Origin of the sequence: Cupriavidus necator A5-1, from assembly GCF_000744095.1 — a bacterium.
Lineage (GTDB): Bacteria > Pseudomonadota > Gammaproteobacteria > Burkholderiales > Burkholderiaceae > Cupriavidus > Cupriavidus necator_A.
This window is the reverse complement of sequence record NZ_JQLI01000008.1, coordinates 3,748,470-3,770,792: the sequence shown is the minus strand read 5'-3', so window position 1 is coordinate 3,770,792 and position 22,323 is coordinate 3,748,470. Positions and strand designations below refer to the sequence as shown.

The following is a 22,323-nucleotide window of genomic DNA, read 5'->3' as shown; positions in this document are numbered from 1 at the left end:
GCTCTCCGTTACAATCGCGGCCATGACAAACTTTGTCTGGACCCTGCGGGTGTACTGGGAAGACACCGACGCGGGCGGCGTAGTGTTCTACGCCAACTATCTGAAGTTCTTCGAACGAGCCCGCACCGAGTGGCTGCGCTCGCTCGGCATCGAACAGCAGGCGCTCGCCGACGAGGCGGGCGTGGTGTTTATCGTCCGCAGCACGACGGTGGACTACAATGCGCCCGCCCGGCTGGACGACCAGCTCGATATCCGCACCCGCATCGACCGGGTCGGACCGGCCTCGGTCCAGTTCGCCCAGGAAGCGTGGCGCGACGAGCTGCTGCTGGCCACCGGCGCCATCCGTGTTGGATGTGTCGATCGAAGCACTTTTCGTCCCGCCCCGATTCCCGCCCCCGTCCTAGCTACCATCAAGTCCGCCCGATGAATCCCGTGACCGTCACACAAGACCTGTCGATCGTAACGCTGGTACTCCACGCCAGCCTGCTGGCACAGGCCGTCATGGTGCTGTTGCTCGTCATGTCGCTGTTTTCGTGGACCTACATCTTCCGCAAGCACCTGGCGGTGCGCTCGGCGCGCACTCAGACCGAGGGGTTCGAGCGCGACTTCTGGGCCGGCGGCGACCTGCAGGCGCTATATAACAGTGCCGTCAATAATCGCCACAATACCGGCGCGCTGGAACGGATCTTCGAATCCGGCATGGGCGAGTTCCTGAAGGCGCGCGAGCGCGGCAACGAAGCCGGCGCGCTGCTCGACGCGGCCCGTCGCGCCATGCGCGCGGCCTACCAGCGCGAGATGGACGTGCTCGAGTCGCACCTGCCGTTCCTGGCTTCGGTTGGTTCGGTCAGCCCGTATATCGGCCTGTTTGGTACGGTGTGGGGGATCATGAACGCGTTCCGCGGCCTGTCGAATGTGCAGCAGGCGACGCTCGCATCGGTGGCGCCCGGCATCGCCGAAGCGCTGGTGGCCACGGCCATCGGCCTGTTCGCGGCCATCCCGGCGGTGATCGCCTATAACCGCTACGCCACGGAGATCGACCGCCTGGCGATCCGGTTCGAGAGCTTCATGGAAGAGTTCCTGAACATCCTGCAACGCCAGGCCCGCTAACCAAATCCAATGCAAACGGCCCGGGCGCAAGCCCGGCCGGTGTTTCCAGGAGTCCTGCAATGGCAGCCATTCAGCGCCGCGGCGGCTCGCGCCGCCGGGCAAGCGCCGACATCAATGTCGTGCCCTATATCGACGTCATGCTCGTGCTGCTGGTCATCTTCATGGTGGCGGCGCCGATCGTGAGTCCCGCCACCGTGGACCTGCCCACCGTGGCCAACGCCACGCCCCAGCAGAAGGCGCCGCCAATCGTCGTCACCGTGCACGAGAGCGGCCAGCTCACCGCGCGCGGCAAGGACAACGCCGGCAATGCCTTCGAGCGCAAGCTCGACAACCAGGGCCTGCTCGAGTTCGTGCGCCAGCGCCAGAACGAGAATCCCGACCAGCCGGTGGTGATTGCCGCCGACCGCTCGGTCAAGTACGAGGCGGTGCTCGACGTGATGTCGGTCCTGAAGGCCGACGGCATCAAGCGCGTCGGCCTGATGGTCAAGTCCAAGACCTCCTGAAGCATTGAAGCGCCTATCTGATTGCCACTGCGATTGCCGTTGCGCCCGATGAATACCGTCGCCGCCTATCCCTACCAGCCGGTCAAGGAGCGGGGAACCCTGCGTTCCTTCCTGCTCGCGCTCGTCATGCACCTGCTGCTGGGTATCGTGCTGTATTACGGCGTGCGCTGGCAGAGCAGCACGCCGGTCGGCGCCGAGGCCGAGCTGTGGGAAGAAATCCCCGCTACCACAGCGGCGCCACCGCCGCCGCCCCAACCTGAGCCGGTGGTGCAGCCACGCCCGGTGCCGCCGCCGCCCCAGGTGAAGAGCAAGGTCGAGGAAGAGGCCGACATCGCGCTGGAACGCCAGAAGCGCCGTGCCGAAGCGGCCGCGCGTGAAGAGGCCGAGCGCAAGGAAGCCGCCGCCCGCAAGGAAGCGGAGCGCAAGGAGGCCGAACGCAAGGAAGCCGCCCGCAAGGAGGCCGAGCGCAAGGAAGCCGCCCGCAAGGAAGACGAGCGGCGCGAGGCCGAGCGCAAGGAAGCGCAGCGCAAGGACGACGCGAAGAAGAAGGCCGCGCAGCAGGGGGAGCAGCAGCGCAAGGAACTGGCCGAGCGCAAGGAAACCGAACGCAAGGAAGCGGACGCCAAGGCCAAGGCCCAGGCGGACGCGAAGGCGAAGAATGAGGCCGAGGCAAAGGCCAGGGCCAAGGCGGATGCCGACGCCAAGGGCAAGCGCGAGGCCGCGGCCAATGCACAGCGCCAGAGCGAACTGGCGCGCCTGCAGGCGCTGGCCAGCGGCTCGAGCGCGGGTGGTGGCGGAGTCGGCAGTTCGGCCGGCGCGGGCGCCGGTGGTGGCGGCAAGGCGTCGCCGGGCTATGCCGACCGCGTGCGCCGCCGCGTGAAACCGAACATCGTCTTTACCGACGACGTGCAAGGCAATCCGACCGCGGTGGTGTCGGTGCGGCTGGCGCCGGATGGCTCGCTGATGTCGGCGCGGCTGTCCAAGTCCAGCGGCAATTCGGACTGGGACAACGCCGTGCTGCGCGCGGTCGAGCGTTCCGACCCGCTGCCGCGCGACGAGGATGGCAAGGCGCCAGGCAGCTTTACCATCACCTTCCGGCCGAAGGACTGAGTGACCCGGGCGTCATGATTTGCAACATAATGCAACCATCATCGCCGGGGTCCGGTCCCACCGCTACCATGGCAGGTTGCCTGACGCAGCCGGCAGTGTGCAACACGCACGCAGAACGGGAGTGCGCCATGCGCAGCGCCCGACCTGCCCGTGTTGCCGATTGCCTGCCGTGCCCGACGAATCTTGAAATCGACTGAGGAGCAGCATGCGAAAGCTTTGGGCCCCCAACTGGCTGTCCGCGAGGCGGCACAACGCAACTCAACCCGCAACCCTACCCGCATTTTCCGCCAGTCCCCTGGTGGGCCGCCGCGCGCTGATGGCGTGGCTGACTGCGGCGCTGACGATGGCGGCAGGCGCCGCGCACGCGCAGCTCAACGTTGAGATCTCCGGCGTCGGCTCCAGCCAGATCCCCGTCGCCACCGCCAACTTCCAGGGCGAAGCCCAGGCCCCGCAGAATCTGACCGCCATCATCCGCGCCGACCTGGCGCGCAGCGGCCGCCTGCGCAACGTCGATCCCGGCGGCGCCACGGTGGCGGAATCCGCCAACGTCGACCTCGGCAGCTGGAAGTCGCGCGGCGCCGACGCCTTCGTCGCCGGCAGCGTGACCCCGGCCGCCGGCGGCCAGTATGAAGTGCGCTTCCGCCTGTACGACACCGTCAAGGGCCAGAGCCTGGGCGGGTTGGCCTTCACCGTCAACCAGGGCCAGCTGCGCGTGACCGCGCACAAGATCGCCGACTACATCTATGAAAAGCTGCTGGGCGAGCGCGGCGTGTTTGCCACGCGCCTGTCCTACGTGTCGCGCGTGGGCGGCCGCTACCAGCTGCTGATCTCCGACTCCGATGGCCAGAACTCGCAGGTGGCGCTGACCAGCAACGAGCCGATCATCTCGCCGTCGTGGTCGCCGGACGGCCGCCGCGTGGCCTATGTCTCGTTCGAGGCCAAGAAGCCGGTGGTGTACGTGCACGACCTGGCTACCGGCAAGCGCACGCTGGTATCGAACCAGAAGGGCAACAACAGTGCGCCGTCGTGGTCGCCTGACGGCCAGCACCTGGCACTGGCGCTGTCGCGCGATGGCAATACCCAGGTCTACCAGGTCAATGCTGACGGCTCCGGCATTCACCGCCTGTCCCGCAGCAGCGCCATCGACACCGAGCCGCAGTACTCGCCCGACGGCAAGAGCATTTACTTCACCAGCGACCGCGGCGGCGCACCGCAGGTCTACCGCATGCCCGCCGGCGGCGAAGAAAGCGGCGCGGCGCAGCGTGTCACCTTCAAGGGCAGCTATAACGTAAGCCCGCGCATCTCGCCGGACGGCAAGTACCTGGCGTACATCTCGCGCGCGGGCGGCTTCAAGCTGCAACTGCAGGACCTGAGCAACGGCGACGTGACCTCGCTGACCGATACGGCCAACGACGAGGCGCCGAGCTTCGCCGCCAACGGCAAGTACATCCTCTATGCCACCCGCGTGGGCGGTCGCGCGGTGCTGGCGGCGGTTTCCACTGACGGGCGTACCCGGCAGGTTCTGTCCCTCCAGTCCGGCGATGTTCGCGAGCCGTCCTGGGGTCCTTTCATGCAATAACAGGAGTCATTCACCATGCCCCAACTGATGAGCAAAACCCTTGCCGTTGCCGCACTGCTGGCCCTTGGCGCCTGCAGCTCCGGCGTCAAGCTGGACGACACTGCCAATGCCGGCGCCGGCAAGGGCGGTGCCGGCACGGATCCGCGCGCCGTCACCCCGGTGACTGCCGCCGACCCGCTGAACGACCCGAACAGCCCGCTGGCCAAGCGCAGCGTGTACTTCGACTTCGACAGCTACTCCGTCAAGTCTGACTACCAGGGCATGCTGACCGAGCACGCCAAGTACCTGGGCGGCAACAAGGGCCGCAAGATCCTGATCCAGGGCAACACTGACGAGCGCGGCACCAGCGAGTACAACCTGGCGCTGGGCCAGAAGCGCGCCGAAGCCGTGCGCCGTTCGCTGGGCTCGATGGGCGTGCCCGACACCCAGATGGAGGCCGTGAGCCTGGGCAAGGAAAAGCCCAAGGCCACCGGCCATGATGAAACCTCGTGGGCTGAAAACCGCCGCGCGGACATCAACTACTGATCTGCGGATTGCCATCCATGAAAGCACGCGTTTCCACCTTGTTGTGGCTCGCCGCCGTCGCCGGCGGCGGCATGCTGCCGCTCACGCAGGCGCATGCCGGAGTGTTCGACGATGACGAGGCGCGCAAGGCGGTCATCACCCTGCGCGACCAGTTCAACGGTTTCCAGGCGACCGCGACCCAGCGCATCGAGCAGAACAGCCGCACCACGCTCGACATGGAGAACCAGCTCGAGGGCCTGCGCCAGGAAGTGGCGCGGCTGCGCGGCCAGAACGAAGTGCTGCAGAACACGGTGGACACGCTGCAGAAGCAGCAGAAGGACTACTACGCCGACCTGGACGCGCGCCTGAAGAAGTTCGAGCCGCAGCAGGTCACGGTCGAAGGCCGCGAAGGCGTGTCGCAGCCGGGCGAAAAGCCCGAATACGATGCCGCGCTCAAGCAGTTCCAGGCGGGCGACTTCAAGAGCGCCGGGAGTTCGTTCTCGGCCTTCGTCAAGAAGTACCCGCAGAGCCCATACGTGCCGCTGGCGCAGTACTGGCTGGGCAACTCGCTGTATGCGCAGCGCGACTACAAGGGGTCCACCTCGGTGCTGCAGACCATGATCAATAACAATCCGACGCACCCCAAGGTGCCGGATGCGATGATCGCGGTCGCCAACAACCAGCTCGAGTCCGGCCAGAAGGCGGCCGCGCGCAAGACGCTGGAGCAGGTGGTGGCCAAGTATCCAGGCACCGAAGGCGCCCAGGCGGCGAGCAACCGGCTGAAGACGCTGAAGTAGGGCGTGTGAGGGGCGAGCGGTTTTGGGTGCTCCCAAGCCGCCCGAGCTAGCCTAGGCAAGGTGTCTTCCTCTCCCCTCATGGGGAGAGGGACCGGGGTGAGGGGTGGTCTAGCTAGGAACCACATCAAGCGGGGCCAACGGTTTTAACCCACGGGCGTCAGCCTTTGACACTCCTGCCCTCTCCCCCGCCCCTCTCCCGCAAGCGGGAGAGGGGCGCAACCCCTCGGTCTGCAAACGTAGCCGGTCCTCAAAGGCCCGCCATTCAGGCGGGCCTTTTCCTTTGGTCGCGCGCTAAAATATGCGATTCGCCTGAATGTCTTGCGCGTCGCAAACCGCGCCCCCGATCATGACCAAACGCGCCATCGTCCTGCTTTCCGGCGGACTCGACTCCGCCACCGTACTCGCCATGGCCCGCGCCCAGGGCTTCGAGACCTATGCGCTGTCGATGCGCTATGGCCAGCGCCATTCGTCCGAACTGGAAGCCGCCAAGCGCGTGGCAGCGGCGCTGGGCGCCACCCGCCATGAGATCGTCGACCTGGACCTGCGCCGCTTCGGCGGCTCGGCGCTGACCGACGATACGCTCGAGGTGCCGACCGACGGCGCTTCCACCGGCATCCCCATTACCTACGTGCCGGCGCGCAACACCATCATGCTGTCGCTGGCGCTTGGCTGGGCCGAGGCCGTCGGCGGGCGCGACCTGTTCTTCGGCGCCAATGCGGTCGACTACTCCGGCTATCCGGACTGCCGCCCGGAATACGTCGCCGCCTACGAGACCCTGACCAACCTCGCCACCAAGGCCGGGGTCGAGGGCGACCGCTTCCGCGTGCACGCGCCCATCATCGACCTGACCAAGGCCGAGATCATCCGCGCCGGCATCGGCCTGGGCGTGGACTACAGCCTGACGGTGTCGTGCTACCAGGCCGACGACGACGGCCGTGCCTGCGGCGTGTGCGATTCGTGCCGCATCCGCCGGGCCGGCTTCGAGGCCGCCGGCGTGCCCGATCCCACGCGTTACCAGGGCGCCGCCTGAGCACCCAGACCGCCTGATCATCCGCCGCCGTTCCGTCCAAGACACATGCCCGATATCGACCTCGCCGCGCTCTCGCGCACCGTGCTGCTGAGCACCTTCGTCCTGACCTTCCTGTTCGGCGCCGTGCTGCAGCGCACGCACTTCTGCACCATGGGCGCGGTCTCCGACGTGGTCAACATGGGCGACTGGACCCGCATGCGCATGTGGGGCCTGGCGATCGGCGTGGCCATGATCGGCACCGGCGCGCTGGCCTGGACGGGCGCGGTCGACCCGACCAAGACCATCTACACCGCCAGCAAGCTGGGCTGGCTGTCGGCGCTGGCCGGCGGGCTGATGTTCGGCTTCGGCATGGTGCTGGCGTCGGGTTGCGGCAGCAAGACGCTGGTGCGCATCGGCGCGGGCAACCTGAAGTCGCTGGTGGTGTTCGTGTTCCTGGGGCTGTCGGCCTATATGACGCTGCGCGGGCTGTTTGGCGTGGTGCGTGTGAACACCGTTGATGCTGTCGCGGTAACGCTGCCGACCACGCAGGACCTGCCTTCGGTGCTGGCGCAGGGCACGGGACTGGCGCGCGGCGCGCTGCAGCTCGGCCTGGGCCTGCTGCTGGGCGGCGTGCTGGTACTGTGGGCGCTGGCGGGCCGCGGCTTCCGCTCGTTCGACAACCTGCTCGGCGGCATCGGTGTCGGCCTGATCATCGTGGCGATGTGGTACGTGTCGGGCCATCTCGGCTATGTGTCGGAAGACCCGAACACGCTCGAAGAACTGTTTGTGTCGACCAACAGCGGGCGCATGGAAAGCCTGAGCTTCGTCGCGCCGTATGCCTATACGCTCGACTGGCTGATGATGTTCAGCGACAAGAGCAAGGTGCTGACCATCGGCATCGTCAGCGTGTTCGGCGTGATCGCCGGTGCGGCGGTCTATGCGCTGGCCACCCGCACCTTCCGCTGGGAAGGCTTCGGCAACGCCGAGGACGTCGCCAACCATATGGTCGGCGGCATCCTGATGGGCGCCGGCGGCGTGACCGCGCTGGGGTGCACGGTGGGGCAGGGGCTGTCGGGCGTGTCGACGCTGGCGATCGGCTCCTTTATCGCGCTGGGGGGTATCCTGTCTGGGGCGGTGCTGGCGTTCCGCTACCAGATATGGCGGCTGGAGCGCATGGCCTGAGCCGCCTTGCGCTTGACACATCGGGAATCGTGTCACTATAATCGCGGTTCTGTTTTTTCGGGTCGTTAGCTCAGTCGGTAGAGCAGCGGACTTTTAATCCGTTGGTCGCGTGTTCGAGTCACGCACGACCCACCAGCATTACGAAGGGCCTGTGGCGCACGTCACAGGCCCTTTTTGCATTGGCGCGCAGCCGCTTTAACTTGTTCGAGGTAGAGACTTAGGGACGGACGCACAGGACAATGGGGCAACTGCGGCTGTGTCGGCTGCATACTACAGAGGGGCCGGCAAGACACGGCCCCCAACGTCCCAACCAGTCCCTATGCGGCGAGCAGGCCTTTCCTTGCCGGCCAGTGGGCACGTGCTGCGCATCATCTGGCCGTTCGTTCCGGTTGTCGTCGCGCTGGCCTTGTTCAGCATCGCCAGCCTGGACCTGCTTTCGGCCGCGCGTGCGTTCGTGGCGGGGGAGAGCCAGTGGTCCAAGGGCCAGAAGAACGCCGTGCTGCACTTGCTGCGCTATGGCGAGGACCGCAACCCCGAAGACTTTGCCTCTTACCTGGCGGCCATCGCCGTCCCGCTGGGCGACCATCGCGCGCGCCTGGAACTGGACCGCGCCGAGCCTGACCTGGAGCGCGTGCGCGAGGGGTTGCTTGCCGGCGGCAACCATCTGGAAGACATTCCGCGGATGGTCCGGCTCTACCGCAATTTCCGCAATATCCAGGAGGTCGATGCCGCGATCCGCGTGTGGGCAGCGGGCGACCAGGAAATCTTTGCCTTGCACGAGCAGGCGCTGGCGCTGCGCCGTCTCGTCGAGCAGCCGGGATGCGGCGACGAATGCGTGGCGCCGGTGCTGCGCAATATCGCCCGCATCGATGCCAGGCTGTCGCCGCTCGAGCGAGCCTTCTCCGAACACCTCGGCCAGGCCTCGCGCCGGGTGACACGGCTGTTCACGACCGGCAGCGCGGTGATGGCGACCTTGTTGCTGATGTCGGCGATCGTGCTGTCACATGGGCCGCTGCGCCGTGAGCGCCAGCTGCGCGAGGCGCTGGCGCAGCGCGAGGAGCAGCTGCAGCTGGCGGTGGAGGGCAGCAACGACGGCTTGTGGGACTGGCACCTGGGCCGCGGCGAGCTGTATTTCTCGCCGCGCTGCGCGCAGATGCTGGGCTACCAGGCCGACCAGCTGCCGCATGCGCGCGAGACCGTGCTGGGCCTGCTGCATCCGTCCGACCTGGTCGCCTTCGAGGACAAGCTCGCACGCCACCTGCGCAGCGGCGAGCCCTATGACGCCGAGTTCCGGCTGCGCACGCGCGCCGGCCATTACCTGTGGGTGCGCGCACGTGGCCGGCTGGTGCGCGGGGCGGGGCGGCGGCGTGCCCGCATGGCGGGATCGCTGACGGATATCTCGGACAACAAGCGCTACGAGACACAGCTCTTTGCCGAGAAGGAGCGCGCCCAGGTCACCTTGCAGGCCATCGGCGACGCGGTGGTGACCACCGATGTATGGGGGCGCGTGCAGTCGCTCAACCCGGTGGCCGAAGCGCTGACCGGCTGGCGCGAAGCCGACGCCCGCGGCCTGCCGCTGGCCCAGGTCTGCGTGCTGCGCGACGAAGACAGCCAGGCGCCGCTGCCCGATATCGTCACGCTGGCGCTCAGGGAGCGCTGGCACGGCCAGCCGGCGCAGCTGGTGCAGCGCGCGGCGTTCGGACAGCCCGGGCAGCCCGGGCAGGTGGTGGCGGTAAAGCCTTCGGTAGCGCTGATCCGCGACCGCGGCGCGCAGGCCATTGGCGTGGTGGTGGTGCTGCACGATGTCAGCCAGGAACGCGCGCACGCCGCGCGGCTGGCGTACGAGGCCAGCCATGATGCGCTGACGGGGCTGGTCAACCGCGCCGAGTTCGAGCGCCGCGTGGGCGCGGCGATCACGCGCGCGCGGGCGCAAGGCACCCCCCATACGCTGATGTACCTGGACCTGGACCAGTTCAAGGTGGTCAACGATACCTGCGGGCATGCCGCCGGCGACGAGCTGATCCGGCAGATGGCGGAAGTCATGGGCAGCCAGTTGCGCAAGAGCGATACGCTCGCCCGGCTGGGCGGCGACGAGTTCGGCATCCTGCTGGAGCACTGCGCCGGGACCGATGGCGAGCGCGTGGCCGAGGCGCTGCGCTGCGCGATTGCGTGCTTCCGCTTTGCCCATCGCCAGCGCACCTTCGCGCTGGGCGTCAGCATCGGCCTGGTCACGCTGGACCGCCAGACCGGCAGCGTGGCCGAGGCCCTGAGCGCGGCCGACGCGGCCTGCTACGTGGCCAAGGAGGGCGGTCGCAACCGCGTGCAGGTCTACCATCCGCTGGACAGCGTGGTGCAGGCGCGCCACGGCGAGATGGAGTGGGTCAGCCGCGTGCATGCGGCGCTGGCGGCGGGGCGCTTCTGCCTGTTCGCGCAGGAGATCGTGCCGGTGCAGCCCGGCGCGGGCGCTGCAGCGGCCGGCCGCCACATTGAGCTGCTGCTGCGCCTGGTGGACGAGCGCGGCCGGCTGGTGCCGCCGATGGCATTCGTGCCGGCCTGCGAGCGCTACAACCTGATGCCGATGATCGACCGCTGGGTGGTGGAGACCGCCTTTGCCACGCTGGCGGGGCGGCAGGGCAGCGCTGGCGAGGGGGCCATTGCCACCTGCGCGATCAACCTGTCCGGCTCGTCGCTGGCGGATTTCCATTTTCCCGAGTTCGTGCGCGAGCAGGCGCAGCGCTTCGGCATCGCGCTGGAAGGGATCTGCTTCGAGATCACGGAAACCGCGGCCATCGCCAACCTGGCGCAGGCGGGATCGTTTATCCAACAGCTGCAGCAACTGGGCTGCAGCTTCGCGCTGGACGACTTTGGTGCCGGCATGTCGTCGTTCACCTACCTGAAGCACCTGCCGGCGGCCTACCTGAAGATCGACGGCAGCTTTGTGCGCGACATGTTGGCCGACCCGGTCAACCTGGTGATGGTGGAGGTGATCCAGCGCATCGGCCATGCGATGGGCAAGAAGACCATTGCGGAATTCGTTGAAAGCGAGGCGATGCTGGAGCGGCTGCGGGAGCTGGGCGTGGACCTGGCGCAGGGCTACCATCTGGCGCCGCCGGTGCCATTCGCGCCGGCCGAGCCGGCGGCCGGCGACGAACCGGCGGTGGCGCTGGCGGGCTGAACTGCCAGCCCGCCAGCAAGCCAGCACCATGGAGATCAGGGAACGAGCGGGTCGCGAAAGCCGGTATCGGTGGCGGGTGGTGCCGCGTTGCCGGCCGTCGATGGCGGGGCAGGCGGCGCGGCAGGCGCCGGCACGATCGCGGGCGGGATGGCCTGCCGCCTGGCATCGCGCCAGGTGTTGTAGACCCAGTACGCCGCGCCGGCGACAGCGCCGATCTTGCCCAGCTTCCAGGTCCAGCGCAGCACCGGCGTGCGCTTGACCAGCGGCAATGCCAGCGTGATCACTGTGCTCAGCAGCGGATATTCCTTGGTCATGCCGACCACCTTCATCCACGAGCCGGGCCGCGCAATGCGCGGCAGCCAGTGGGCGACGGTGCCCAGGCGCCGGGCGCCGCCACGCACCTCGTGCAGCGCCTGCAGGCAGTCATAGCGTTCCAGCGCGGCGCGCGTGAGCAGCAGCTCCTTGCGCACGGCCAGCGGCAGGCGCACCTCGTGGTTGAATCGGACCGGCCGCGGGTGTTCGCGGCGGTTGCGCCCGCTGGCGCCTTCCTCGGGTTCCAGGGTGCTCATCGGCGCAGGATCTCCCGGTCTTTGTCGAGTTCGGCGAGCGTGGCCTCGAACATCGGCGGGGCGTTGCGCACCAGGTTGCGTGCGTACGCCAGGCAGCCGGCGCACAGCAGCAGGTAGAGGACAGCCAGCACGCCCAGGGCCTGCCAGCCATAGGCATTCCAGAACAGGATGGCGATCAGCGCGGTGAAGGTGACCAGCGCAATGCCGAAGAAGACCAGGCCGAAGCAGGCCAGCAGCGCGACCTTCATCAGGCGCGAGCGCTCCTCGGAAAACTCGACGCTGGCAAGTTCCAGGCGGGTCTGGACCATGGCGACCACCGAGTTGGCGAGGTTGCGCACGGATTCCAGGAATTTGGGAGAGGGAGTGGGTTCGCTCATGGATTCGCTCGACGGCTCCGGCGTGAAAGAGCGGCGCGCCGGCATGGCCGTGCGCGCCTTTCCTGCGGGCGGGGCCGGGTGGCGCCGATGTGCGGGCTCCCGGGCCACTGGCAACCCGCGCAGCGCGCCGGGTTGCCGCTCTGACGCGGCTCCAGCGGGCCGCGCCGGGACTTCAAGCGCTGGCTGGCAGCGCTTACTTGCGGTTCAGCAGCAGACCGATCAGCAGGCCCACGCCGGCGGCCACGCCCACGGCGCGCCACGGGTGGTCATGCACGTAGTCGTCGGTGGCGCGTGCAGCGGCCTTGCTCTTGGTCACGACGGCATCTTGCAGGTCCTGGGCCTTTTCTTTGGCTTGCTTGAGCAGACCCATGCCGCGCTCGCGCAGTTCGGCGGCCTTTTCGCCGGTGGTCGAAGCCGCTTGCTTAAGCAGTTCTTCGGCGTCGGACAGAACGGTCTTGACATCGCTCATCAGTTTCTCCTGTTTGCGGGCGGTTGGTTCGGTTTGTGCGGATTCTGACATTTTCTTACGCTCCGAGGCTAACGGCAATTGTCGGTCTGTTACTTAGCATATGTGGCGAGCGGCCGTGGTTTCAAGGCCACGCGCCGGAGCCAGCAATCGGCGATGCCGATGATGACAGCATGCCGTAAAGCCCGCGCGATGAATGTCGGAAAAAGTCTTTATGACTTGGAGTGATTTTGTAGTGACTTTATATTCGTTTGGGTTGGATATCAATCCGGATACTCTGGTTCCACCCAGAAATAAGGAGAACAGAGCATGGCATTGCGTCTTGGCGACATCGCCCCGGACTTCGAACAGGATTCGAGCGAAGGTCGGATCCGCTTCCATGAATGGCTTGGCGACAGCTGGGGCGTGCTGTTCTCGCACCCGGCGGACTACACCCCGGTGTGCACCACGGAACTTGGCCTGACCGCGAAGCTGAAGGACGAGTTCGCGCGCCGCGGCGTCAAGGCGATCGCGCTGTCGGTGGATGGCGTGGAGTCGCACCATGGATGGATCCGCGACATCAACGAGACCCAGTCGACCACGGTCAACTTCCCGATCCTGGCGGACGGCGACCGCAAGGTCTCGCAGCTTTACGACATGATCCACCCGAACGCGAACGAGACCCTGACGGTGCGCTCGCTGTTCATCATCGACCCGAAGAAGAAGGTGCGGCTGATCATTACCTATCCGGCCAGCACGGGGCGCAACTTCAACGAAATTCTGCGCGTAATCGACTCGCTGCAGCTAACCGACAACCACAGCGTGGCTACGCCGGGCAACTGGCAGGACGGCGACGACGTGGTGATTGTGCCCTCGCTGAAGGACGAAGCGGTGATCCGCGAGAAATTCCCGAAGGGCTACAAGGCGGTACGGCCGTACCTGCGGCTGACGGCGCAGCCGAACAAATGAAACGCGGCCCCGCTTGAAGGCGGGGCCGGCGTGAACGACAGGTGTTTTATCGACGGGGGCAGCCTCGTCGTCTCCTTGGTAGTGTGCTTGGCCCGGCTTCGCAGCCGGGCTTTTTTATGGCGCAGAGCCTGTCCGCAAGTCGTTTATTTCGGTCAGAAGAAGGCCTGGATGCCGGTCTGGGCGCGGCCCAGGATCAGCGCGTGGATATCGTGCGTGCCTTCGTAGGTGTTGACCACTTCCAGGTTGACCACGTGGCGGATCACGCCGAACTCGTCCGAGATGCCGTTGCCGCCCAGCATGTCGCGCGCCACGCGGGCGATGTCCAGCGACTTGCCGCACGAGTTGCGCTTCATGATCGAGGTGATCTCGACCGCGGCGGTGCCTTCATCCTTCATGCGGCCCAGGCGCAGGCAGCCTTGCAGGCCCAGCGTGATCTCGGTCTGCATGTCGGCCAGCTTCTTCTGCACCAGCTGCGTGGCGGCCAGCGGGCGGCCGAACTGCTTGCGGTCCAGCGTGTACTGGCGGGCGGTGTGCCAGCAGAACTCGGCGGCGCCCAGCGCGCCCCAGGCGATGCCATAGCGGGCCGAGTTCAGGCAGGTGAACGGGCCCTTCAGGCCGCTCACGCCCGGCATGATGTTCTCTTCGGGCACGAACACCTGGTCGAGCACGATTTCACCGGTGATCGAGGTGCGCAGGCCGACCTTGCCGTGGATGGTCGGTGCCGACAGGCCCTTCCAGCCCTTTTCCAGGATAAAGCCGCGGATCTCGTCCTTGCCGTTGTCCTCTTGCAGCTTGGCCCAGACCACGAACACGTCGGCGATCGGCGAGTTGGTGATCCACATCTTGGCGCCGGTCAGCTCGTAGCCGCCGTCGACCTTCTTGGCGCGGGTGACCATCGAGCCCGGGTCGGAGCCGTGGTTCGGCTCGGTCAGGCCGAAGCAGCCGATCCATTCGCCGGTGGCCAGCTTGGGCAGGTACTTCTGCTTCTGCGCTTCGGTGCCGAATTCATAGATCGGAACCATCACCAGCGACGACTGCACGCTCATCATCGAGCGGTAGCCGGAATCGACGCGCTCGACTTCACGCGCGATCAGGCCGTAGCTGACGTAGTTCAGGCCGGGGCCGCCGTATTGCTCGGGGATGGTGGGGCCGAGCAGGCCCAGTTCGCCCATCTCGCGGAAGATCTCGATGTCGGTCTTTTCATTGCGGAACGACTGAAGCACGCGCGGCATCAGCTTGTCCTGGCTGTACGCCGCGGCGGCGTCGCGCACCATGCGTTCTTCGGCGGTCAGTTGCTGGTCCAGCAGCAGGGGGTCGGCCCAGTGGAATTCGGCGTTGGCAGCCATGCAGGTCTCCTTCGGTAGCGCGGGGGAAGCATCGGGGGCGGGGCGAATGGTCGCTTGCCGCACCGGCGCTTCCGGGAATCATGATGGGTTCGGTGATCGTCGCGGAGGGTTTTTGTGGTTCCGCATTGCGGAACTGTGTTCCGTTGAATTAGTATATCGCAATGGGTTTGCCGTGCAACAGGCAAAACCCGGAGCTACCGATGCCGTGTGCGATGAGCGGACAGCCGCCGACCTGACAGGAGCCGCCTTGACCAATTCGTCACTTTCTACCGATATCGCGCCACCGTCCGCGGTGCGCGACAGCGATCCCAATTTCGTTACGGCGCTGGCGCGCGGGCTGGAGCTGCTGCGCTGCTTCCGCACCGGCGAGGCGATGCTGGGCAACCAGGACTTCGTGCGCCGCACGGGTTTCCCGAAGGCGACGGTGAGCCGGCTGGCGGGCACGCTGGTGCAACTGGGGTACCTGCGCTATGACGAAAGCCTGGGCAAGTACGCGCTCGACGCCGGCGTGCTGGCGCTGGGCTACTCCTACCTGTCGGCGTCGGACGTGGTGGCGCTGGCGCGGCCGCATATGCTGGCGTTCGCGCAGTCGTACGGTGTCTCGGTGTCGCTCGGCAAGCGCGAGCGCATGGAGGTGATCTACCTGGAGTCGATCCGCAACGATGCCGGCGTGATGTTGGGGCTGGGGGTTGGCTCGCGGCTGTCGCTGGTGTCGAGTTCGATGGGGCGGGCCTATCTGGCCGCGTTGCCTGCGGCGCGGCGCGAGCGCGTGCTCGCCGAGTTCAGCCAGGCCTTCCCGGAGCAATGGAAGCAGCAGGAGGCGCCCACGCGCGTGGCGCTGGCCGAGGCGCAGCAGCGCGGCTATGCGGCGTCGTTCCGTGACTGGCACCCGGCCATCCATGCCTGTGCGGTGGCGTTCCGGCCGGTGGGGGAGAAGGAGCTGCACATGCTGAGCTGCAGTGCATCGTATGGCGCGGTGGAGGAAGCGGTGTTCCACCAGACGCTGGCGCCGGCGTTGCAGGCGCTGGCGTCAAGGTTGTCGGACCCGGCGGGCTGACAGCCAGGTCCGACGTGCGCAGGCGTTACAGGTCCGTGCGCAGCTTCCACAGCTCCGGGAACAGCACCACATCCAGCATCTTGCGAAGATAGCTGACACCCTCGGTGCCGCCGGTGCCACGCTTGAAGCCGATCACGCGTTCGACCGTGGTCACATGGCGGAAGCGCCATTGACGGAACGAATCCTCCAGGTCAACGAACTTCTCGCCCAGCTCGTACAGCTCCCAGTGCGCCGTCGGATCGCGATAGACCTCCAGCCACGCCGCCTCGACTGAGGCGTTGTACGCAGTCGGCTGCGTCCAGTCGCGCTCCACGCAATCGGCATCGACCGCAAAACCACGCCGCGCCATCAGCCGGATCGCCTCGTCATAAAGCGACGGCGTCTTCAGCGCGGTCTCCACCAACGCAAGATGCTCTGGCCGGTGCGCGTGCGGCTTCAGCATGGCCGCGTTCTTGTTGCCGAGAATGAACTCAATCTCGCGATACTGGAACGACTGGAAGCCCGACGACATCCCCAGGTAAGGGCGCATCGCGGAATATTCCGGCGGTGTCATCGTCGCCAGCACGTTCCACGCCTGCACCAGCTGGTCCATGATCCGCGACACCCGCGTCAGCATCTTGAACGCCGGCGGCAGGCTGTCGGCCTTGACCGACTCGCGCGCCGCGCGCAGCTCGTGCAGCATCAGCTTCATCCACAACTCGGTGGTCTGGTGCTGCACGATAAACAGCATCTCGTTGTGATCCGGCGACAGTGGGTGCTGCGCATTCAGGATCTGGTCCAGGCCGAGATAGTCGCCGTAGCTCATCTCCCTGGCGAAATCCATTTGCGCGCCGTGCCAGCCATCGCCCTGTGCTGTCGTGCCAGCCTCGCTGGCAGTTCCGGAGAAGGGGCATCCCTTGAATTCACTCATGATGCGCTCCCGATCAGGTCACCTGGCCGCGCGTCTGGAAGCGCGCGTCGCGATAGGCGCCGCTGTCCAGCACATCGCGCAGGATTTCCACAGCATCCCATACATCGGTGAAGCTGGTGTACAGCGGCGTGAAGCCGAAGCGGGCGATGCGCGGCTCGCGGTAATCGCCGATCACGCCACGCTCGATCAGGGCCTGCACCAGCGCATAGCCTTCCGGATGCTCCAGGCTGACCTGGCTGCCGCGGCGCGCATGCTCGCGCGGCGTGATCAAGGTCAGCGGGTGGTGGCCGCAGCGCGCCTCCACCAGTTCGATGAACAAGTCGGTCAGCAGCAGGGACTTGGCGCGCAGCACCTGCATATTGGTCTGGGCGAAGATGTCCAGCCCGCACTCGACCATCGCCAGCGAAGTCACCGGCTGCGTGCCGCACAGGAAGCGGCGCACGCCGTCGACCGGGCGGTATTGCGGCTCCATCGCGAACGGCGCGGCATGGCCCCACCAGCCCGACAGCGGCTGCCAGAAGGCATCGCGCAGCGCCGGCGCGACCCAGACGAAGGCGGGCGAACCCGGGCCGCCGTTCAGGTATTTGTAGGTGCAGCCGATGGCGTAGTCGGCGCCGGCCGCCTTCAGGTTGACCGGCACCGCGCCGGCGGAGTGGCACAGGTCCCACACCGTCAGCGCGCCGCGTGCGTGGGCGAGCTCGGTCAGCGAGGCCATGTCGAGCATCTCGCCAGTCTTGTAGTTGACGTGCGTGAGCATCAGCACGGCGGTGTCGGCGCCGACGGCGGCATTGAGCTCGGCCGGTGAATTGACCAGGCGCAGCGAATAGCCCTGCTGCAGCAGGTCGGCCAGGCCCTGCGCGATATACAGGTCGGTCGGGAAGTTGCTGGCCTCGGACACGATCACCTTGCGCGCCGGGTCGCGCGTCTGCTGCACACGCAACGCCGCGGCCAGCACCTTGAACAGGTTGATCGAGGTGGTGTCGGTGACCACCACTTCATCCTGTCCGGCACTCACCAGCGGGGCGAGCTTGTTGCCCAGCCGCTGCGGCAGTTCGAACCAGCCGGCGGTGTTCCAGCTGCGGATCAGGCCTTCGCCCCATTCCTCGGCCACCACCTGGGCGGCGCGCGCGGCGGCGGCGCGCGGGCGGGCGCCGAGCGAGTTACCGTCGAGGTAGATCACGCCCTCGGGCAGTGCGAACTGGTCGCGCAGCGGGCGCAGCGGGTCTTGCTGGTCGAGCCGGATACATTGCTCGCGGTCAGTTGTCGTCATGTCGTGATGCGTTGTCATGGGTTGTTGTTCAGGCCAGGCTGCGCAGCACCGCGCGTACCGGGCTGGCGTCGAGCCCGGCAAAGCGCAGCGGCAGCGCGATCAGTTCGTAGTCGCCTTCGGCGACCTCATCCAGCACGATGCCTTCCAGGATGGCGAGGCCGTGCCGGCGCACGGCGTTGTGCGCATCCATGGTCTTGGATTCCTGCGGGTCGAGCGAGGGCGTGTCGATGCCGACCAGCTGCACGCCGTGCGAGGCCAGCAGCGCGATGGTGTCGGCGGCGACCGCGCAGAAGCCCGGGTCCCACTGCGCCAGCGGCGCCTGCGCGTAGGTGCGCAGCAGCACGCGCGGCGGCAGGTCGGCCAATGCGTGTTCGATATGGCGCGGCTCCACCACCGGCGAGGCGCCGATGCAGTGGATCACGCGGCAGGTGCCGAGATACGGCGTCAGCGGCACGGCGCCGATCGGCGCGCCGTCGGCCGCGTAGTGCAGCGGCGCGTCGGCATGGGCGCCGGTGTGCGGCGACAGCGTGATGCGGCCGACATTCACCGGGCAGTGCTCGTCCATCTGCCACGCGGGCTCCTGCCGGAACGGCGTGTCGCCGGGCCAGACCGGGGTGGCGGGGGAGAGCGGCGGGCTGATGTCCCACAGCCGGCGCGGGTCGTGATTGGGGGCGGTCATCTGGGTGCGCGGCGTCTTTGCAAAGCGCCGTCCTTGTCTGCCTCGATGTCGGGAATCATAGTCAAAATCGGCAGGAAGAGGCTTGCGAAATGGGCCGTCGGCGGCGTCATCTTTCGCATAAAATGCGAAGAATCACCGATTCATCGAAGGAAATTCGAATGACCCTCGATCCCACCGATTTACGCATCCTTGCGTGCCTGCAGGAGAACGGCCGCATCAGCAACCAGGACCTGGCCGACCGCGTGGCGCTGTCGCCTTCGGCATGCCTGCGGCGCGTGCGCCTGCTGGAAGAGTCGGGGGTGATCGGCGGCTACCGCGCCTGGTTCGATGCCGAGCAGCTCGGGCTGGAGCTGGAGGCGATCGTGCAGGTGTCGATGCGCCATGATGTCGAAGGCTGGCACGACACTTTTATCGCCGCGGTGCAGTCGTGGCCGGAAGTGCTGTCGGCGTACATCATCACCGGCGACAGCAACTACATCCTGCGCGTGCAGGCGCGCAACCTGAAGCACTACTCGGACTTCATCGTGAACCGGCTGTACCGCACCAAGGGCGTGATGGACATCCGCTCGAATATCGTGCTGCAGCGGATCAAGGTGGACAGTTCGCCGCTGGCGATCCTGAAGGCGGGCGCGGAGGACGCCTAGCGCTGGGTATGCAGCGCAATCAGCTGGCGCAGCGTTTCCTTGAGCAGCGCGCCCTGCTGCGGGCCGAAGTCGTCCAGCACCGCACGTTCATGCTCGGCGGCGCGTTCCAGCAGCGGCTGCGCCAGCGCGCGCCCGCGCGGCGTGATCGAGATCAGCGCCTGGCGGCGGTCTTCCTTGCCGGTGCTGCGCTTGACCAGCCCGTCGGCGGCCATGCGGTCGACCAGCTTGGTCAGCGTCGGCTGCTTGGTCAGCGTGATCTCGGCGAGCATGCCGATGGTGCAGTCTGGGCGGTCGGCAAGCGTGGCCAGCACGCGCCACTCCGGTACTGACAGGCCGCTGGCTTCCACCTCGCGGTGGAATTCGCCCGACACCAGATGGCTGGCGCGGGCCAGCAGGTAGGCCAGGTAGCCGTCGACGAAGGGCAGGGCATCCTGCGCGGACTGGTCAGCCATGATGGGCCGGGGCTGCTCAGGGCTCGAGCGGGACGGTGGTGGAGAACTGCCCGCCCTGGAACACCAGCGGGCCGTCGGGGCATTCGAGCACGCCGCAGCGTTCCACTTCGCCGACGAAGATCACGTGGTCGCCCTCGTCGTAGCGGCTGCGGTTATGGCATTCGAACCACGCCAGCGCACTGGACAGGATCGGCAGGCCGGTGGCCGAGAGCCGGTAGTCCACGCCCGCGAAGCGGTCGCCCTTGAGCGTGGCGAAGCGCTGGCACAGGTCCAGCTGCGAGGCCGACAGCACGTTGATGATGTAGTGGGTGCCGTCGCGGAACATCGGCAGGCTGTTGGCGCGCGTGGCCATGCTCCACAGCACCAGCGGCGGGTCCAGCGATACCGAGTTGAACGAGCTGGCGGTAATGCCGATGAACGGCGGCGCGCCCGCGGCCACGGAATGGTCGCTGGCGCGCGTGGTGATCACCGTGACCCCGGTCGCGAACTGCGACAGGGTGCGGCGGAAGTGCTGCGTGTCGAAGTCGGGGGCGGCGGCGCTGGTGATCCGTGGCTGGGCCTCAGGCATGCCCATGGGGGCTCCACTGGAGTTCATGAAATTTCATATATATTATTCGCGCCAGGGACAGTGAGTACAAGTCCGGCGACGAATGCCCGCGCGGCAGGCGCTGGGTGGCGCACAAAACCAGGCGGTCCCTGCCGCCATACAAGAACAAGCAGGAGACAAGACATGCTCATCGAGCAGATCGAACACCGCTGGCTGGCGGCGTTCCGGCGCACCCTCGAACTCTGTGCCCTCAAGGGCGGCGAAGTTGTTGGAATTGTAACGGAGTCGCAATCCCGCCCTGTCAACGTGGCCTTGGCCGAGCTGGCGGTGCAGTCGCTGGGCGCCACCCCCGTACGCATCCAGGTGCCGACACCGGCACTCAGCGCGCCCGCGCCGGTGCGCTCCACCGGCGCCAGCGATGCCCTGCAGGAACTGCCGCCGGTGGTCGCGGCGCTGTCGCGCTGCCAGCTGGTACTGGACTGCACGGTGGAGGGCCTGCTCCATGCGCCCGAACTGCCGCAGATCCTGCGCGGCGCCGACGGCGTCGTGCCGCGCCTGCTGATGGTCAGCAACGAACACCCCGAGATCCTGGAACGCTGCCAGCCCGACCCGGCGCTGGAAGGCGCCGTGCGCGCCGCGATGAAGCGCCTGCGCGGCGCGCGCGAGATGCGCGTGCATTCGGCCGCCGGCACGGAACTGCGCATCGGCCTGGCCGATGCGCGCGTGGGCGGCGTCTGGGGCTACTGCAACAAGCCCGGACAGGTCTCGCACTGGCCCGGCGGGCTGTGCCTGGCCTTCCCCGCCAGCCGCCAGGTCAACGGCACGCTGGTGCTGGCGCCGGGCGACGTCAACCTGACCTTCAAGACCTACCTGCGCGATACCGTGGTCTGCCATATCGAGGACGACTACATCGTCGGCGTGGAGGGGCAGGGCGTGGACGCTGACATGATGCGCGGCTACTACCAGGCCTGGGCCGACCGCGAGGGCACGCGCGACGCGTATGCGGTCTCGCACGTGGGCTGGGGGCTGAACCGGCTGGCGCGCTGGGATGCGATGACGTTCTACGACAAGCGCGACTGCAACGGCACGGAGCTGCGCGCGTTCGCCGGCAATTTCCTGTTCTCGACCGGCGCCAATGAGGTGGCGGGGCGGCATACGCTCGGCCACTTCGATCTGCCGCTGCGCAACTGCACGGTGTCGCTCGACGGCCGCAACGAGGTCGACGCCGGCACGCTGGTGGAGGTGGCGGCATGAGCGCGATCCCGACGACGCAACGCCGCGCCAGCGGCATCGCCACGCTCGCCTGGGGCGACGGCCCGGTCGCGGTGGTGATGCTGCACGGCATCGGCGGCGGCAAGGCCGCGTGGCCCGCGCAGGGCGAAGCGCTGGCGCAGGCCGGCTACCGCGCGCTGGCGTGGGACATGCCGGGCTACGGCGACAGCGCGCTGATCGACCCCTACGGCTTCGACGGGCTGGCGCGCGCCCTGGCACCGCTGCTGCAGGCCGAGCGCGACGCGGGCCGCCGCGTGGTGCTGCTCGGCCACAGCATGGGCGGAATGGTCGCGCAACAGGCCTATGCCGCCACCCCGGCGCTGGTCGACGGCATGGTGCTGTCCGGCACCTCGCCCGCCTTCGGCAAAGGCGACGGGCCGTGGCAGCGCGAGTTCATCGCCGCGCGCACCGCGCCGCTGGACGCGGGCAAGACCATGGCGGAGATGGCCGCCGGGCTGGTGCGCACGATGGTGGCGCCCGCTGCCGATCCGGATGCGGTGGCCTTCGCCACCTCGGTGATGGCCGCGGTGCCGGCGCCCACCTACCGCGCCGCGCTGGGCGCGCTGGTGCGCTTCAACCAGCGCGACGCGCTGCCGCGCGTCGCCGTGCCGGTGTTGGCGCTGGCCGGGCAGCACGACACCAATGCCTCACCCGAAGTGATGGAGCGCATGGCGCAGCGCATTCCGGGCGCCGAATACCGCTGCCTGCCCGATGTCGGCCACCTGGCGTGCATGGAAAAGCCGGCGGCCTTCAACGACGCCGTGCTCGATTTCCTGCGCAGGCATTTCCCCGTGCGCTGAGCCCCACCGCACGTCTGGCA

At 67.4% G+C, this 22,323-nt stretch carries 24 protein-coding genes and 1 tRNA gene; 16 read left to right on the top strand and 9 right to left on the bottom strand.

The genetic code is table 11. The features are described 5' to 3' along the window. Positions 1-22 precede the first annotated feature (22 nt). From ybgC to K307_RS41495, 11 genes are all read left to right on the top strand, one after another. Positions 23-427, top strand: coding sequence for a tol-pal system-associated acyl-CoA thioesterase (ybgC, locus tag K307_RS41545; RefSeq protein WP_042886834.1), 405 nt, complete (start codon positions 23-25; stop codon positions 425-427). Continuing rightward, the gene (tolQ, locus tag K307_RS41540; RefSeq protein ID WP_042886833.1) at positions 424-1,107 is read left to right on the top strand and encodes a protein TolQ; all 684 of its coding nucleotides are present in this window, start codon (positions 424-426) and stop codon (positions 1,105-1,107) included. Before ybgC ends, tolQ begins: the two co-directional genes overlap by 4 nt. A gap of 59 nt (positions 1,108-1,166) precedes the next feature. Further along, positions 1,167-1,610 carry a protein TolR gene (gene tolR, locus K307_RS41535; RefSeq protein WP_042886832.1) on the top strand — a complete coding sequence of 148 codons (444 nt, stop codon included), beginning with the start codon at positions 1,167-1,169 and terminating at the stop codon, positions 1,608-1,610. Positions 1,611-1,658: 48 nt separating this feature from the next. Next, a complete protein-coding gene (tolA, locus tag K307_RS41530; RefSeq protein ID WP_051975412.1) occupies positions 1,659-2,720 on the top strand; it encodes a cell envelope integrity protein TolA in 1,062 nt (353 codons plus the stop codon). A gap of 205 nt (positions 2,721-2,925) precedes the next feature. Beyond that, on the top strand, positions 2,926-4,299 hold the full coding sequence (gene tolB, locus K307_RS41525) for a Tol-Pal system beta propeller repeat protein TolB (RefSeq protein WP_042886830.1): 1,374 nt from the start codon (positions 2,926-2,928) through the stop codon (positions 4,297-4,299). A gap of 15 nt (positions 4,300-4,314) precedes the next feature. After that, complete coding sequence (pal, locus tag K307_RS41520; RefSeq protein WP_042886829.1) at positions 4,315-4,824, top strand: peptidoglycan-associated lipoprotein Pal; 510 nt, start codon at positions 4,315-4,317, stop codon at positions 4,822-4,824. Positions 4,825-4,841: 17 nt separating this feature from the next. Further along, positions 4,842-5,600, top strand: a complete 759-nt coding sequence (gene ybgF, locus K307_RS41515) for a tol-pal system protein YbgF (protein ID WP_042886828.1) — start codon at positions 4,842-4,844, stop codon at positions 5,598-5,600. A 346-nt stretch (positions 5,601-5,946) separates the two neighbouring features. Beyond that, positions 5,947-6,630: a 7-cyano-7-deazaguanine synthase QueC gene (gene queC / locus K307_RS41510; protein ID WP_042886827.1), complete on the top strand. Its 684-nt coding sequence runs from the start codon at positions 5,947-5,949 to the stop codon at positions 6,628-6,630. A gap of 45 nt (positions 6,631-6,675) precedes the next feature. Next, on the top strand, positions 6,676-7,791 hold the full coding sequence (locus K307_RS41505; protein WP_042886825.1) for a YeeE/YedE family protein: 1,116 nt from the start codon (positions 6,676-6,678) through the stop codon (positions 7,789-7,791). Between the two features lie 59 nt (positions 7,792-7,850). Then, positions 7,851-7,926 (top strand) — tRNA-Lys (locus K307_RS41500). 184 nt (positions 7,927-8,110) lie between these two features. Next, on the top strand, positions 8,111-10,966 hold the full coding sequence (locus tag K307_RS41495; RefSeq protein WP_080745394.1) for an EAL domain-containing protein: 2,856 nt from the start codon (positions 8,111-8,113) through the stop codon (positions 10,964-10,966). A 35-nt stretch (positions 10,967-11,001) separates the two neighbouring features. Here K307_RS41495 and K307_RS41490 read toward each other — a convergent pair whose 3' ends face one another. The 3 genes from K307_RS41490 to K307_RS41480 form a co-directional block, all read right to left on the bottom strand. Next, positions 11,002-11,535, bottom strand: coding sequence for a DUF3318 domain-containing protein (locus K307_RS41490; protein ID WP_042886823.1), 534 nt, complete (start codon positions 11,533-11,535; stop codon positions 11,002-11,004). Beyond that, positions 11,532-11,912, bottom strand: coding sequence for a phage holin family protein (locus K307_RS41485; RefSeq protein ID WP_042888096.1), 381 nt, complete (start codon positions 11,910-11,912; stop codon positions 11,532-11,534). Before K307_RS41485 ends, K307_RS41490 begins: the two co-directional genes overlap by 4 nt. 193 nt (positions 11,913-12,105) lie before the next feature. After that, the gene (locus tag K307_RS41480; RefSeq protein ID WP_010813729.1) at positions 12,106-12,432 is read right to left on the bottom strand and encodes a DUF883 family protein; all 327 of its coding nucleotides are present in this window, start codon (positions 12,430-12,432) and stop codon (positions 12,106-12,108) included. Positions 12,433-12,687: 255 nt separating this feature from the next. Between K307_RS41480 and K307_RS41475 the strand changes: the two genes are divergently transcribed. After that, a complete protein-coding gene (locus tag K307_RS41475; protein WP_042886821.1) occupies positions 12,688-13,326 on the top strand; it encodes a peroxiredoxin in 639 nt (212 codons plus the stop codon). 152 nt (positions 13,327-13,478) lie between these two features. Here K307_RS41475 and K307_RS41470 read toward each other — a convergent pair whose 3' ends face one another. Next, positions 13,479-14,672 carry an acyl-CoA dehydrogenase gene (locus K307_RS41470; protein ID WP_042886819.1) on the bottom strand — a complete coding sequence of 398 codons (1,194 nt, stop codon included), beginning with the start codon at positions 14,670-14,672 and terminating at the stop codon, positions 13,479-13,481. Positions 14,673-14,919: 247 nt separating this feature from the next. Between K307_RS41470 and K307_RS41465 the strand changes: the two genes are divergently transcribed. Then, positions 14,920-15,729, top strand: a complete 810-nt coding sequence (locus K307_RS41465; RefSeq protein ID WP_042886817.1) for an IclR family transcriptional regulator — start codon at positions 14,920-14,922, stop codon at positions 15,727-15,729. Positions 15,730-15,754: 25 nt separating this feature from the next. On the opposite strand, the gene kynA is transcribed toward K307_RS41465, so the two are convergent. The 3 genes from kynA to kynB are packed head-to-tail and all read right to left on the bottom strand — an operon-like array spanning position 15,755 to position 18,588. Next, positions 15,755-16,639: a tryptophan 2,3-dioxygenase gene (gene kynA, locus K307_RS41460; RefSeq protein WP_042886816.1), complete on the bottom strand. Its 885-nt coding sequence runs from the start codon at positions 16,637-16,639 to the stop codon at positions 15,755-15,757. Positions 16,640-16,652: 13 nt separating this feature from the next. Further along, complete coding sequence (kynU, locus tag K307_RS41455; RefSeq protein ID WP_042888094.1) at positions 16,653-17,909, bottom strand: kynureninase; 1,257 nt, start codon at positions 17,907-17,909, stop codon at positions 16,653-16,655. 28 nt (positions 17,910-17,937) lie between these two features. After that, positions 17,938-18,588 (bottom strand): arylformamidase, encoded by a 651-nt coding sequence (kynB, locus tag K307_RS41450; protein WP_042886815.1) that lies wholly within the window; start codon positions 18,586-18,588, stop codon positions 17,938-17,940. Between the two features lie 158 nt (positions 18,589-18,746). On the opposite strand from kynB, the gene K307_RS41445 reads away from it, so the two are divergent. After that, positions 18,747-19,232: an Lrp/AsnC family transcriptional regulator gene (locus K307_RS41445; protein WP_022536167.1), complete on the top strand. Its 486-nt coding sequence runs from the start codon at positions 18,747-18,749 to the stop codon at positions 19,230-19,232. Here K307_RS41445 and K307_RS41440 read toward each other — a convergent pair. Then, a complete protein-coding gene (locus tag K307_RS41440) occupies positions 19,229-19,684 on the bottom strand; it encodes a MarR family winged helix-turn-helix transcriptional regulator (RefSeq protein WP_042886814.1) in 456 nt (151 codons plus the stop codon). The genes K307_RS41445 and K307_RS41440 overlap by 4 nt on opposite strands. Before the next feature lie 16 nt (positions 19,685-19,700). Beyond that, positions 19,701-20,258 (bottom strand): flavin reductase family protein, encoded by a 558-nt coding sequence (locus K307_RS41435; RefSeq protein WP_042886813.1) that lies wholly within the window; start codon positions 20,256-20,258, stop codon positions 19,701-19,703. A 156-nt stretch (positions 20,259-20,414) separates the two neighbouring features. Here K307_RS41435 and K307_RS41430 point away from each other — a divergent pair, with 156 nt between their 5' ends. Together K307_RS41430 and K307_RS41425 are read left to right on the top strand one after the other, a co-directional pair. Then, positions 20,415-21,485 carry a hypothetical protein gene (locus K307_RS41430; RefSeq protein WP_042886812.1) on the top strand — a complete coding sequence of 357 codons (1,071 nt, stop codon included), beginning with the start codon at positions 20,415-20,417 and terminating at the stop codon, positions 21,483-21,485. Further along, on the top strand, positions 21,482-22,303 hold the full coding sequence (locus K307_RS41425) for an alpha/beta fold hydrolase (RefSeq protein WP_042886811.1): 822 nt from the start codon (positions 21,482-21,484) through the stop codon (positions 22,301-22,303). The genes K307_RS41430 and K307_RS41425 overlap by 4 nt, the downstream gene beginning before the upstream one ends. Positions 22,304-22,323: the final 20 nt, after the last annotated feature.